This is a genomic window from Clostridium psychrophilum, from assembly GCF_018861705.1.
In the GTDB taxonomy this organism is placed as follows: domain Bacteria; phylum Bacillota; class Clostridia; order Clostridiales; family Clostridiaceae; genus Clostridium_AD; species Clostridium_AD psychrophilum.
In genome coordinates, this window is the sequence record NZ_JAHLEC010000040.1 from 16,469 (window position 1) to 30,164 (window position 13,696).

At 32.6% G+C, this 13,696-nt stretch carries 15 protein-coding genes; 13 read left to right on the forward strand and 2 right to left on the reverse strand.

Going from position 1 to position 13,696, the window contains the following annotated elements; translation table 11 throughout:
* Positions 1-40: 40 nt before the first annotated feature.
* Entirely contained in the window at positions 41-688 is a 648-nt protein-coding gene (locus KPL38_RS10240) for a tRNA-uridine aminocarboxypropyltransferase (RefSeq protein WP_216289035.1), read from the reverse strand.
* A 236-nt stretch (positions 689-924) separates the two neighbouring features.
* Positions 925-1,419: a TspO/MBR family protein gene (locus KPL38_RS10245; protein WP_216289036.1), complete on the reverse strand. Its 495-nt coding sequence runs from the start codon at positions 1,417-1,419 to the stop codon at positions 925-927.
* Between the two features lie 431 nt (positions 1,420-1,850).
* Here KPL38_RS10245 and KPL38_RS10250 point away from each other — a divergent pair, with 431 nt between their 5' ends.
* From KPL38_RS10250 to KPL38_RS10310, 13 genes are all read left to right on the forward strand, one after another.
* The gene (locus tag KPL38_RS10250) at positions 1,851-2,924 is read left to right on the forward strand and encodes an NAD(P)H-dependent flavin oxidoreductase (RefSeq protein ID WP_216289037.1); all 1,074 of its coding nucleotides are present in this window, start codon (positions 1,851-1,853) and stop codon (positions 2,922-2,924) included.
* 162 nt (positions 2,925-3,086) lie between these two features.
* Entirely contained in the window at positions 3,087-3,542 is a 456-nt protein-coding gene (locus tag KPL38_RS10255; protein WP_216289038.1) for a MarR family winged helix-turn-helix transcriptional regulator, read from the forward strand.
* A 17-nt stretch (positions 3,543-3,559) separates the two neighbouring features.
* Entirely contained in the window at positions 3,560-4,543 is a 984-nt protein-coding gene (locus tag KPL38_RS10260) for a beta-ketoacyl-ACP synthase III (RefSeq protein WP_216289039.1), read from the forward strand.
* A gap of 20 nt (positions 4,544-4,563) precedes the next feature.
* Positions 4,564-4,794: an acyl carrier protein gene (gene acpP, locus KPL38_RS10265; protein WP_216289040.1), complete on the forward strand. Its 231-nt coding sequence runs from the start codon at positions 4,564-4,566 to the stop codon at positions 4,792-4,794.
* 176 nt (positions 4,795-4,970) lie between these two features.
* On the forward strand, positions 4,971-5,903 hold the full coding sequence (fabK, locus tag KPL38_RS10270; RefSeq protein WP_216289041.1) for an enoyl-[acyl-carrier-protein] reductase FabK: 933 nt from the start codon (positions 4,971-4,973) through the stop codon (positions 5,901-5,903).
* Positions 5,904-5,983: 80 nt separating this feature from the next.
* A complete protein-coding gene (gene fabD, locus KPL38_RS10275; RefSeq protein ID WP_216289042.1) occupies positions 5,984-6,919 on the forward strand; it encodes an ACP S-malonyltransferase in 936 nt (311 codons plus the stop codon).
* A 69-nt stretch (positions 6,920-6,988) separates the two neighbouring features.
* Positions 6,989-7,729, forward strand: a complete 741-nt coding sequence (gene fabG, locus KPL38_RS10280; RefSeq protein WP_216289043.1) for a 3-oxoacyl-[acyl-carrier-protein] reductase — start codon at positions 6,989-6,991, stop codon at positions 7,727-7,729.
* A gap of 160 nt (positions 7,730-7,889) precedes the next feature.
* Entirely contained in the window at positions 7,890-9,131 is a 1,242-nt protein-coding gene (fabF, locus tag KPL38_RS10285; RefSeq protein WP_216289044.1) for a beta-ketoacyl-ACP synthase II, read from the forward strand.
* A 2-nt stretch (positions 9,132-9,133) separates the two neighbouring features.
* On the forward strand, positions 9,134-9,643 hold the full coding sequence (gene accB, locus KPL38_RS10290) for an acetyl-CoA carboxylase biotin carboxyl carrier protein (RefSeq protein ID WP_216289045.1): 510 nt from the start codon (positions 9,134-9,136) through the stop codon (positions 9,641-9,643).
* Positions 9,644-9,711: 68 nt separating this feature from the next.
* Positions 9,712-10,158 (forward strand): 3-hydroxyacyl-ACP dehydratase FabZ, encoded by a 447-nt coding sequence (gene fabZ / locus KPL38_RS10295; RefSeq protein WP_216289046.1) that lies wholly within the window; start codon positions 9,712-9,714, stop codon positions 10,156-10,158.
* Positions 10,159-10,199: 41 nt separating this feature from the next.
* A complete protein-coding gene (locus KPL38_RS10300; RefSeq protein WP_216289047.1) occupies positions 10,200-11,546 on the forward strand; it encodes an acetyl-CoA carboxylase biotin carboxylase subunit in 1,347 nt (448 codons plus the stop codon).
* A 115-nt stretch (positions 11,547-11,661) separates the two neighbouring features.
* Positions 11,662-12,522 (forward strand): acetyl-CoA carboxylase, carboxyltransferase subunit beta, encoded by an 861-nt coding sequence (gene accD, locus KPL38_RS10305; protein ID WP_216289048.1) that lies wholly within the window; start codon positions 11,662-11,664, stop codon positions 12,520-12,522.
* Between the two features lie 43 nt (positions 12,523-12,565).
* Positions 12,566-13,516: an acetyl-CoA carboxylase carboxyltransferase subunit alpha gene (locus tag KPL38_RS10310; protein ID WP_216289049.1), complete on the forward strand. Its 951-nt coding sequence runs from the start codon at positions 12,566-12,568 to the stop codon at positions 13,514-13,516.
* The last annotated feature ends 180 nt before the right edge of the window (positions 13,517-13,696 follow it).

The following is a 13,696-nucleotide window of genomic DNA, read 5'->3' on the forward strand; positions in this document are numbered from 1 at the left end:
TCACTTTTGAAAAGTGACGTATGTTTTTTTTGCTGAATTTTTAATCATTATTATAAGATACAAGTTTGTGGCCACTTGATCCTGCCTTGTAGCTTCTTAAAAACAAATCGTAAAACTTATCTACCACTTGTGAATTCCATATTTCACCATTCATTTTTAATACTTGTATTGCTGATTCTATTGTGCATAAATTACCATCTACAGCGCCCCGCCTTAAGTCATACTTAGACTTAAAATTTGGTTTTAATGAAACAATTGGTAATTTTTCTAAATAAGAACTTTTCCTAAAAATTTTTCTAGCTTCCTTCCAGGTCCCATCTATAATAATAAATGCAGGGATTTTACCTGTATTTTTATATTCAACTTCTCGGTTTGTTGTTTCATAATTTTCTATAGGGAATAATAAGAAAGGTTCATATATACTATTATTTAAATTAGCTATTAATTTCGTAGGTGTTTTAGTTCTTTCCCAGAGGAAGATTTCTGTTGAAGTTGGATTAACTATTTCTAGAAGTCTTGCGGTATTAGATGCCCTGTAAAATTCTTTTTCTGTAGATAAAATCCAAATTTTTGCATTGGTTTTTATTATAGGTGTTTTATCACAGATGCAATTTATAGTAGGAAGTCCGCACTTATTACAACTATTATAAAGGCTTGTTATTTGTTTTACTATGTAATTTGAGCTCATATATCCTCCTTGTTAATTTAGTGGCGTATATAAATTAAAGAACCTAGTAAAGCCCTTAGTAGCTACATAGGTTCTTTAAACATTATTTAATGATTTTGAAAAAATTTTAACGACATTTCAGAAGGAAAGTCTCCTACTTCTATAAGTGGTAGTTAACTACCCTAGCAAAATAAAACTTCATTGGGAATTTAAATCTCCTTCTGAAGTCGTTATACTACAGCTCCGCAGGAGATGATTTAATTGAGTATCCATATAGTATAATTTAAAATTCCGGCAAAAGATACCCAAGCAACATATGAAATCATAAGATAAGATGAGGTCTTATCTATCCTATAAAACTCGAAAGTAGTTAAAATAATGAATACTAATAATAGAAGCAACTCTAAAAAGGCTATTGCATATAGTCTAAATCTAAAAAATATAATTGACCAAAAAAAGTTTAAAAATAACTGGATACCATATAAAACTAACGCTTTTTTCACATTGATCCCAGATTTGCCAATCATCCAAATCCTATAAGAAGCTACAGCCATTATAAAAAATAGTATTGTCCATACTATAGGAAAAATCCAACCAGGAGGTGAAAAAAAAGGCTTATTAAAATTTTGATAGGTGTTAGAAACGTCCATACTTAAAAAACCACTTAAACCACCTATTCCTTCCGCTAGTAAAATGCTAATAATAAGAGCAGCAAAATTTTTTTTACTATTTACCTTAATAATATTGAACATATTTTATCCCCTTTTTATGATTATTTTAGTGAATATATATATATAATATTTATTCGAAATCTATATTATACCTATAAAAATTTCTGATAATTAGTTAAGTATGTCACTTTTTAGAATTGCTTATTTACATGCAATTATATTGTACATATCAATAAATTTATATACTTCTAAGTTTTGAAACTATATTCACAAGTATAAAACAATAATAATTTTGTTATAATATAATTATTACTGATGATGAATAAATATTAATATAGTAAATAATTATTTAAAGATAGGAATGATGAAACTTTAAATAAATGCCAAATTGTGTTATAAAAAAACGGTTTAAAGAAGGTGTAAGATGATTTTTGTCTTGACATAGAATATAAAAATATATATACTTTGACTATCAAACTAGGTGAAAATTAAAGCAAAGGGAGAGGATAATTATGAAGTTACCTCCTTTAAAAATTGGAGAATTAATAGCAAAAATTCCTATAATTCAGGGCGGTATGGGTGTAGGGGTATCTCTTTCAAATCTATCATCAGCTGTTGCAAATGAAGGTGGAATTGGGATAATATCTACTGCTCAAATTGGATTTAATGAACAAGACTTTGCAACTAATGCAAAGGAAGCTAACAAAAGAGCACTAAGAAATCAAATTAGGCGTGCTAAAGAATTAAGTCCTAAGGGTATTATTGGGATAAACATTATGGTAGCTATGAATAATTATGATGAATTAACAAATGTTGCGCTAGAAGAAGGTATAGATTTAATAATATCTGGTGCAGGACTTGCACTTGATTTACCTAAATTAGCTAAAGGATATAAAACAAAACTTGCACCTGTAGTATCATCTGCAAAGGCAGCTACAGTTATATCGAAAATGTGGGATAGAAAAAATAATGTCGCAGCAGATTTAATTGTGGTTGAAGGGCCAGAGGCTGGAGGACATCTTGGTTTCTCTTTAGAATCGCTACTTGAGAAAAAAGCCCAAGATTTAAAGCAAATAGTTAAAGAAGTTATAGAAGCAATTAAGCCTTTTGAAGAAAAGTATAATAAAAAAATTCCTGTAGTAGCGGCTGGTGGAGTATATACTGGCAGTGATATTGCGGAATTAATGAAAATAGGTGCAGCTGGGGTACAAATGGCTACTAGATTTGTGGCGACGTATGAATGTGATGCTAGTTTAGCTTTTAAAATGGCATATATTAATTCAAAAAAAGAAGACATAAAGATAGTGAAAAGTCCTGTAGGCATGCCTGGAAGAGCGATTAACAATAATTTCATGAAAGATGTTGAGTTGAATGGATACAAAGTAAGCAAGTGTTATTTATGTATTAAGAAGTGTGATCCTAAGACTACACCTTATTGTATTACTGAAGCTCTTATACAAGCAGTAAAAGGAAACTTAGATAAAGGACTTATTTTTGTAGGAAGTAATGCCTATAGAGTAAAAAAAATTGTTTCAGTTAAAGAACTTATGATTGAATTAGTAGAAGAGGCTGAACGCGTTTTCTGATTTTATTGTGTAAACATTTAAACCTCATATTTGCAAAATATTGGTAAAAATATTGACAAATGACCATCCCACAGATATACTTTGATTATCAAAGTATATGAAAATCAAGGTATATTAAAATTAAAGTATATTAAAATTAAGGCTTGGGAAATGGTGATAAATATGAGGAAATCTGTTGGGGTTGTAAATGAACTTTTAGTAGAGACCTTTAGTGACATATCACAGATAGAACAGAAGGCACTCAAAGAAGGTATACTTAAAGATATATCTATAACAGAAATACATACTATTGCGGCAATAGGTATGTATAAGTACAGGACTATGTCACGAGTAGCTCAAGATCTTAGAATTACTGTAGGTACTCTTACAACAGCTATCAATAAACTACTAAGAAAAGGGTATGTTGATAGAAAAAGAGGGGAAGAAGACAGAAGATCAGTAATGATTGCACTTAATAGAAAAGGAAAGCTTGCGTATAGAATACATGAAAAATTTCATTCTCATATGGTACACGCAACTATAGATGGTTTAAACGCAGAAGAGGAAGAGATATTAATAAAATCTCTTGAAAAATTAAACAACTTCTTCAAAGATAAATATAGATTAGAAAGTAATTGAAGGGGGAAAATTAGGTAATGAATGAGGTACAAATAATTGGCACAGGAAGTTATGCTCCGCTAAATATAATGACTAATCATCAGTTATCAGAGATTGTAGATACTTCTGATGAATGGATATTTTCTATGACAGGTATAAAGCAGAGACATATTTCACAAGGTGAAAACACCTCAGACTTAGCCACAAAAGCGGCTCTTTCAGCTTTAAAAGATGCAAATGTTAATGCTGAAGATATAGATTTAATAATTGTCGCTAGCACATCACCAGATCAATTCGTACCAGCTACAGCATGCTTAGTTCAAGGAAACATTGGTGCGGTTAATGCTATGGCTTTTGATATATCAGCAGCTTGTACAGGCTTTATATTTGCTCTCAATATAGCAATGCAGTTTCTTAGGACAGGTCAGCGAAAAAGAGCATTGATTATAGGGGCTGAGGTTTTATCAAAAATTGTTGACTGGACAGATAGGAATACTTGCATACTTTTTGGAGATGGTGCAGGGGCAGCAGTACTTGAGGCAGGTAGTGTGCGAGGAATAATTTCTATAAATTCGGCTTCGCAAGGTCAAAAAGCACGATTTTTGACTTGTCCGACTGTAGATGTAAAAAACACATTCACAAAAGGAACTGAAAATTTTAAATCAACAATAAAAATGGATGGTAAAGAGATATTTAAGTTTGCAGTTAGAATTATTGCAAGTAGCATTAACAAAATATTAAAAGAAAATAATTACACGCTTGAGGATATTAAATATGTAGTGTGCCATCAAGCAAACTTTAGGATAATAGATTTTGTTGTTAGGAGACTTAAGGCTGATAAAAACAAATTCTTCGTTAATGTAGATGAATATGGTAATACATCATCAGCAAGTATAGCTATAGCAATGGATGAAATGAACAAAAAGAAGTTATTAGAAGTTGGAGATAAAATAATACTTGTTGGCTTTGGTGGTGGATTAACCTACGGAGCTTCATTAATAGAATGGACAATTAATAAATAAAATATTAGGAGGAATTAACAATGGTATTTGAAAAAGTAAAAAGTGTAATAGTTGAACAATTAGGAATAGATGAGGCAGAGGTTAAAATGGAGGCCAATTTCGCAGATGATTTAGGTGTAGATTCTCTTGAGATATTTGAAATCGTAATGTCACTTGAGGAAGCTTTTGATATTGAAATACCAAATGAGGATATAGAAAATATTAAAGACGTTAAGGGAATTGTTAAATATATAGAAGAAAAATTAAAATAAAAAAATTAAGAAGTTAGATGATTAAAGAGCTGAGATGCTAAGTAAATCAAAATTTACTTTCTTTCAGTATATTAAAAAAGTATATATTACATGTTGAGTAGTTGCAGTAATATATACTTTTTTTCCTATAATTATCTGACTTTAACTATTCTTTTAAGGAATCAAGGAGGAGTAAAATGTTTAATTCCGTATTTTTTAAAGAGTTAGGTGTGAAATATCCAATAATTCAAGGTGGAATGGCTTGGGTTGCAGATAGTAGCTTAGCATCTGCAGTATCTAATGCAGGTGGACTAGGAATAATTGCTGCAGCTAACGCACCAGCTGATTATATAAGAGATGAAATTAGAAAGGCAAAGAAATTAACAGATAAACCTTTTGGCGTGAATATAATGCTGTTAAGTGACAATGCTGAAGAAATTGCACAGCTTGTGTGTGAAGAAGGTGTTAAAGTTGTTACTACAGGGGCTGGTAACCCAGGTAAGTACATGGAGTTATGGAAGTCGCATGGGATTAAAGTAATGCCAGTTGTGGCATCTGTAGCGTTAGCTAGGCGTATGGAAAGAGCAGGAGCGGATGCTGTTGTTGCAGAAGGATGTGAATCTGGAGGACATATTGGAGAGCTTACAACCATGGCGCTTGTCCCACAAGTTGTTGATGCGGTTAGTATTCCAGTAATTGCGGCAGGCGGAATAGGCGATGGCCGTGGCGTCGCAGCAGCTTTCATGTTAGGAGTACAGGGAGTTCAGGTAGGAACAAGGTTTTTAGTGGCTACTGAATGTACAATACATGAAAATTACAAAAAAAAGATATTAGCTGCAAAGGATATTGATTCTGTGGTTACAGGAAGATCAACCGGTCATCCTATTAGGGTTTTAAAAAATAGGTTATCAAGACAATTTCAAAAGCTTGAAAAAGAGAATGCGTCTATAGAGGATTTAGAAGAACTTGGACGAGGATGTTTGCCAAAAGCAGTAAAAGAAGGCGACATAGTGATGGGATCTATTATGGCAGGCCAAATTGCAGGTCTTGTAAAAAAAGAGCAAAGTTGCAGTGAAATTATAGAAGAAATGTTCAAAGGTGCAGAAGAAGCTATTATAAAATTTAGATAAAAATAATATTATTATTTAATATATATATATGGAATTATTTAATTTTGTTTCATCAATGTGATGTTTTAAGGAGAGAAGTTATGAGTAAAATTGCTTTTATTTTTCCTGGACAGGGAGCCCAATATATTGGTATGGGCAAGGAATTATTTGATAATATAGATGTTTGTAAAAATATATTTAATATAGCAGATAAAGAACTTGATTTTGAATTAAGTAAACTTTGTTTTGACGGTACGGTTGAAGAATTAAATATAACAGAAAACACTCAACCAGCCATTTTAGCTACTAGTATAGCAGCGCTTATGGCATTAAAAGAGCGGGGCATAAAATGTGATGTAACTGCAGGCCTTAGTCTTGGAGAATACTCAGCACTTGTTTGTAGTGGAGTTATGGAATTTAAAGATGCTATAAAGATTGTTAAAAAACGTGGTAAGTATATGCAAGAAGCAGTGCCTGTAGGGATAGGGACTATGGCAGCAATTTTAGGACTTGAGGTTAATTTAGTTAAAGAAGCTTGTAATGAAGCTAGTGTTTCTGGAATTGTTGAAATCGCCAATTTAAATTGTCCTGGACAAGTAGTAATTGCCGGGGAAATAGCTGCAGTAGAACTTGCGTGTGAAAAAGCAAAGGAAAAAGGCGCAAGACGAGTTGTACTCTTGTCTGTAAGTGCACCTTTTCACTCATCTATGTTAAAACCAGCAGCTATTAAGTTAGAAACAGAACTTGAAAATATAGTTCTTAAGGATATTACTATTCCAGTAATGACAAATGTAAATGGTGATTATATAAAGAGTAAAGATGATGTTAAAGGTAATTTAAAACTGCAAGTTATGAATTCTGTTTTATGGGAAAAAATCATAAGAAATATGATAAAAGATGGTATTGATACTTTCATAGAAATAGGACCAGGTAAGGTACTTTGCGGATTTGTTAAGAAAATAGATAGAAAACTTACAGTGTTAAATGTAGAAGACATGGCATCTTTAAATAAAACAGTAGAATTTTTAAGAGAATAGAACTTATTAAGTAATGAAATTGCTTAATAAGTTAAGATATATGAAAGATGCAAAGGAGAACATGAAATTATGTTAAAAGGAAAAACAGCAGTAGTTACAGGAGCTAGTCGTGGCATAGGACGTGCAATAGCTATAAAGCTTGCAAAGCTTGGAGCAAATGTAGTTGTTAATTATAGAAAAAGCGAAGATGCAGTGTTAGATGTAGTAAAGGAAATAGAAGCTTTAGGAGTTAAGGCATTAGCGGTTAAAGCGGACATAAGTAGTTATAGTGATGTAGAGATTATGATGAAAAAATGCATTGAAAAATTTGGTTCTATAGATATATTAGTTAATAATGCTGGAATAACAAAAGATGGTCTTTTAATGAGAATGAAGGAAGAGGATTTTGATAGTGTTATAGACATTAATCTTAAGGGAGCTTTTAATTGTACAAAGCATGTATCAGCGATAATGCTAAAGCAAAGAAGTGGAAGAGTAATAAACATATCTTCAGTTACTGGTATTACGGGTAATGCAGGTCAAGTAAATTATTCTTCTGCTAAAGCAGGTATAATAGGCATGACAAAATCTGTGGCTAGAGAATTTGCAAGTCGTGGAGTTACTTGTAATGCAGTTGCTCCAGGGTTTATTCAAACAGATATGACTAATGCTTTGTCTATAAAGGTAAAGGATACTTTGATGAATACTATTCCACTTAAGAGACTGGGAACTCCAGACGACGTGGCAAATGTTGTAGCATTTTTAGCGTCTGAGGAAGCTTCATATATAACAGGTCAAGTTATAAATGTGGATGGCGGAATGGTAATGTAATGTCAAGTTAATTAATACAATCACTTTAAAAATGGTATATTTATCATAATATTTATTCCTATTTAATTTAGGTAATTTAGGTAATTTAACACCTAAGGGTGATTTAACATATAAATATGATGCACCACCTTAAGGTGATGATTAAAGGAGGATCTACTTTATGAAAAATAGAGTTGTTATTACAGGCATGGGAGCAGTTACTCCTATAGGAAATGATGTAAATAGTTTTTGGGACAATATAAAAAAAGGCACTTGTGGTGTAGATGTAATTAAATCATTTGATATTACTAACTTCAAATGCACGTTAGCTGCAGAGGTTAAGAATTTTGATGTAACAGTAGCATTAGATAAAAGAGAAGCTAGGAAAATGGATAAGTATTGTCAGTATGCAATGGTTGCAGCCAATGAAGCAATTAAAAATTCTGGCCTAGATTTAGAAGCTGAAAATAGAGAAAGAATAGATGTAATAGTTGGTTCAGGTATTGGTGGAATTGGTACTATTGAAAGAGAACATACAAAACTTATGGAAAAAGGACCAAGTAGGGTAACGCCTTATTTAATACCTATGATAATAGGGAATATGGCAGCTGGAAACATAGCAATAAAATATGGTGCTAAAGGCATGTGCTCAAGCGTTGTTACGGCTTGTGCTACAGGAACTAATGCAATAGGAGATTCTTTTCATCTAATTCAAGATGGAAGAGCAGATATAATAATAGCAGGAGGTGCAGAAGCATCGGTAAGTCCACTTGCCCAAGCAGGATTTGCACAGCTAACGGCTTTAAGCAAAAGCAAAGACCCTCTAAGAGCATCAATTCCTTTTGATAAAGAGCGAGATGGTTTTATTATGGGAGATGGTGCAGGTATAGTTATACTTGAATCTTTAGAGCATGCACAAAAAAGAAATGCTAAAATATATGCAGAGGTTAAGGGGTACGGAGCAACTTGTGATGCTTATCATATAACATCACCATCACCAGACGGTGAAGGTGCAGCAAGATCAATGGTAATGGCACTTAAAGATGGAGATATTAAGGCAGAAGAGATATCATACATTAATGCACATGGAACAAGTACTCCATATAATGATAAATTTGAAACTGTAGCTATAAAAGTTGCTTTTGGAGATTATGCATACAAAGTACCTATAAGTTCAACAAAATCGATGACAGGACATTTGCTTGGAGCATCAGGAGCAATAGAAGCAATAGTATGTGCAAAAGCGCTAGAAGAAGGTTTTATACCAGCGACGATAGGATACAAAGTACCAGATGAAGATTGTGATTTAGATTATGTTCCAAACATAGGTAGAAAAGAAGAACTTAAATATACGATGTCAAATTCTTTGGGATTTGGTGGGCACAATGCTACTATTATATTAAAGAAATGGGATGGTAGATAATTATGGATTATAAAAATATACAAGAGTTAATAAAGGCTGTTAGTGATTCTGAGGTTACTTGTTTTGAAATTGAAACAGAAGGCATTAGAATAAAAATGGAAAAGAAGAAGCAACAGGTAGTAGAAAGAATGCCTGAAAATAGCGGATATGTAGAAGCAGACACTCAAAAATCACGAGCTAAAGGAAATACAAATGATGTATATGTAGAAAAATTGCAAAGTGATATAGCAAGTACTATAAAAAATGAATCAAAGGCAATACCTGAGGAAAAATTATTTGTAGTTAAATCACCTATTGTTGGAACTATGTATTCTGCTCCGAGTGTTGATTCAAAGAACTTTGTAAAAGTTGGTTCTAAGGTTAAAAAAGGAGATACACTTTGTATTTTAGAAGCTATGAAGCTTATGAATGAAATCGAAAGTGAAGTAGATGGAGAAATTATGGAAGTATTAGTTGCTAATGAAGATATGGTAGAGTATGGTCAGCCATTATTTAAAATAAGTGAAAACTAGTGGATAGAAAGTAGTTTAAGACTATTATTTATCTAATGATTTAATTGTGTAAAAGTGGAGGAATTAATATGGAAGATAAAAAAGGAATTAGTTTAGACATAAAAGGAATTCAAAAGATTATTCCTCATAGATATCCATTTTTGTTTGTGGATAAAGTAGAGGAATTAGAACCAGGTAAAAGGGCTGTTGGGTATAAAAATATTACTATGAATGAGTATTTCTTTCAAGGACATTTTCCTACGGAGCCTATACTCCCAGGAGTAATTATCATTGAGGCTTTAGCACAGGTTGGAGCAGTAGCACTTTTAAGTATGGAAGAGTACAAAGGCAAAATCGCATATTTTGGGGGCATCAATAAAGCAAAATTTAAGAAAAAGGTTGTTCCAGGGGATGTACTTAAGCTTGAGGTAGAAATAATAAAGATGAAAGGTCCTGTTGGAATTGGACTAGGAATAGCTTCAGTAAATGGAGTAAAGGCAGCGCAAGCAGAAATTACGTTCGCTGTAGGTATATAGTACTTTAGTAAATAATTTTAAGTATGGGGAAGGTAAACAATATGTTTAAGAAGATATTAATTGCTAATAGAGGCGAGATAGCGGTAAGAATAATTCGGGCGTGTAATGAAATGGGTATTCAAACTGTGGCAGTATATTCTGAGGTAGATAAAGATGCCCTTCATACTCAATTGGCAGATGAAGCTGTATGTATTGGACCTGCTAAATCTAAGGACAGTTATTTAAATATGCAAAATATTTTAAGTGCTACAGTACTTACAGGTGCAGAGGCAATTCATCCTGGTTATGGATTTTTATCTGAGAATAGTAAGTTTGCACAAATGTGCGAGGAATGTGATATAAAATATATAGGTCCTGATTCACATAATATTGATAATATGGGAAATAAGTTAAAAGCAAGAGAGATGATGATAAAAGCTGGTGTACCAGTAGTTCCAGGTTCAGATGGAGAGATTGATTCTGAAGAAAAGGCTCTAAAGTCAGCACGCGACATCGGATACCCTATAATGATAAAGGCTTCAGCTGGAGGCGGTGGACGAGGCATAAGAGTTGTTAGCAAAGAAGAGGACCTTTTAGATGCCTATAACACTGCTAAAACAGAAGCGGAAACTGCTTTTGGCGATGGAACAATGTATATGGAAAAATTTATAGAGGAACCTAGACATATAGAATTTCAAATACTTGCAGACGAACATGGAAATGTGGTTCATCTTAATGAGCGAGATTGTTCAATTCAAAGACGAAATCAGAAGGTAATAGAAGAAGCTCCTGGAGCTATAATGACAGAAGAACTTAGAAAAAACATGGGTAGCGTTGCAGTTAAAGCAGCTAAATCTATTAATTATAAGAATGCTGGAACTATAGAGTTTTTACTCGATAAGTATGGTAAATATTATTTTATGGAAATGAATACGCGTATACAAGTTGAGCACCCAATAACAGAAATGATTACTGGGATAGATTTAGTTAAAGCTCAGATAAGAATTGCATCAGGCCAAGTTCTTCCATACAATCAAGAAGATATAAAAATTCAAGGTCATGCTATTGAATGTAGAATAAATGCAGAAAACCCTGATAAAAATTTCATGCCTTGCCCAGGTGTTATTAAATCACTTCATATTCCTGGTGGATATGGAATAAGAGTAGATAGTGCAGTATATCAAGGATATAAAATACCACCTACTTATGATTCTATGATAGGAAAACTTATTGTTCACGGTAAAAATAGAGATGAAGCGATACGTAAAATGAGAAGGGCACTTGGAGAGTTTATAATAGAAGGTGTTGATACTAATATAGATTTCCAATTTAAAATAGTAAATAATAAAAACTTTATAAAAGGTGATTTTGATACTAGCTTTATTAGCAAAGAATTTAAAAATATGTAAAAGTAGCTAGACACATACTGGAATTAATACACCAAAAGTTTTATACTATAAGTATGGTATTTATTATGGGCATTATAAATTATAGTTCCGGTATGCTTTAGAAAGGGGTAGCTATATGTTTGAGTTTAAACGTATATTTAAAAAGAGTAAATATATTGAGGTTAAAAATCCAGAAAATGAATATGGTGAGAAGAAACCTAATATCCCATCTGGTATGTGGGTTAAATGCAAGAATTGCGGCAAAATTCTTTATAAGAAGGACTTAGAGAATAGTATAATGACCTGCGATAATTGTAGAACACATTTCAGAATTGGTTGTAGAGAGAGAATAAATTATACAATAGATAAAGGGACTTTTTTAGAATATGATGAATTTATGACCTCAGATAACCCTATTAATTTTGAAGGATATAAAGAGAAACTTCAGGGAATGCAAGAGAAAACTTCATTAAATGAAGCTGTAATAACTGGCGAAGGAAAGATAAATGGGCAAGAAACGATAATTGCAGTTATGGATAGTAATTTTATGATGGGAAGTATGGGTAGTGTTGTAGGTGAGAAAATTACAAGGGCCATTGAAAAAGCAACAGAGTACAAAAAACCAATAATTATATTTACAGCATCAGGTGGTGCTAGGATGCAGGAAGGAATATTTTCATTAATGCAAATGGCTAAAACTAGTGCTGCTATTGCAAGACATAATGAAAGTGGTTATCTCTACATAACAGTTTTAACAGATCCAACGACAGGTGGAGTTACAGCAAGTTTTGCTATGCTTGGGGACATAATTCTTGCGGAACCGAATGCACTAATAGGTTTTGCAGGGAAAAGGGTTATAGAACAAACTTTAAAACAAGAATTGCCTGAAGGATTTCAAAGGGCAGAATTTTTGCTTAAAAAGGGTTTTATAGATAAAATAGTAGATAGAAAAGCTATGAAAGATACGTTAACGCAGATATTAAAAATTCATTCATAGTACTAAGAGAAAGACAAATGTAACAAGTAGGGAGTGAAATCTTATGGTAACTTTACCTTTTGAAAAGCACATGTATGAGTTAAAAAGTAAAATAGATGAATTAAAAAATTTAGCAATAGATCAGAATATGGATTTGGATAAAGAAATAAAACAGATGGAAGTTAAACTCTACAATATGCAAAAGGAAGCCTATAAAAATTTAACTGCTTGGGATAAAGTAAGTATTGCAAGGTTAGTTGAACGTCCTACTGCCCTAGATTATATTAATTTAATCTTTGATTCATTTATGGAGCTGCATGGAGATAGGTATTATGGAGATGATTCTGCCATTGTTGGTGGAATTGCGCTATTTAATGGTATACCTATAACTGTTATAGCTCAGCAGAAAGGAAATAATACCAAGGAGAATATTAAAAGAAACTTTGGTATGCCTAGTCCTGAGGGATATAGAAAAGCTTTAAGACTTATGAAACAGGCAGAAAAATTCAAAAGGCCGGTTATATGTTTTATAGATACTCCAGGTGCTTATTGTGGAATAGAGGCAGAAGAAAGAGGTCAAGGTGAGGCAATTGCTAGAAATCTTATGTACATGTCAACTTTAAAAACACCGATAATATCAATTATTATAGGAGAAGGTGGGAGTGGTGGGGCACTAGCAATGGCTGTAGCCGATGAGGTTTGGATGCTCGAGCATGCAGTTTATTCCATTTTATCACCCGAGGGGTTTGCTAGTATATTGTATAAAGATGCAAGTCTTGCTAAAAAGGCAGCAACCTCAATGAAAATGACAGCTCAGGATTTAATTAATTTTGGAGTAATAGATAGGATTATAAAAGAGCCACTAGGTGGTGCACATAAGAATGTAGATGAGATGGCATTAAGTATTAAACATAATTTGGAAGAATCTATTGGTAGATTAATACAGGAACCTGTAGAATCCTTACTTACCAAGAGATATTATAAATTTAGAAAAATTGGAAAGATTGTAGAATAATTCTCATATTAAGTTCTTAAGAAAAGTATATATGCTTTTCTTTTTTTGGTATTTATATTTACATATAAAGATCAATTGCAATAACAAGTTGAACCAATTTGTATTTATGACTTAAATCGTTGAATTTACTTATGCTGCATAAATTATATCTAATTGTGCTTCGAATAGATCTTCAGGAGT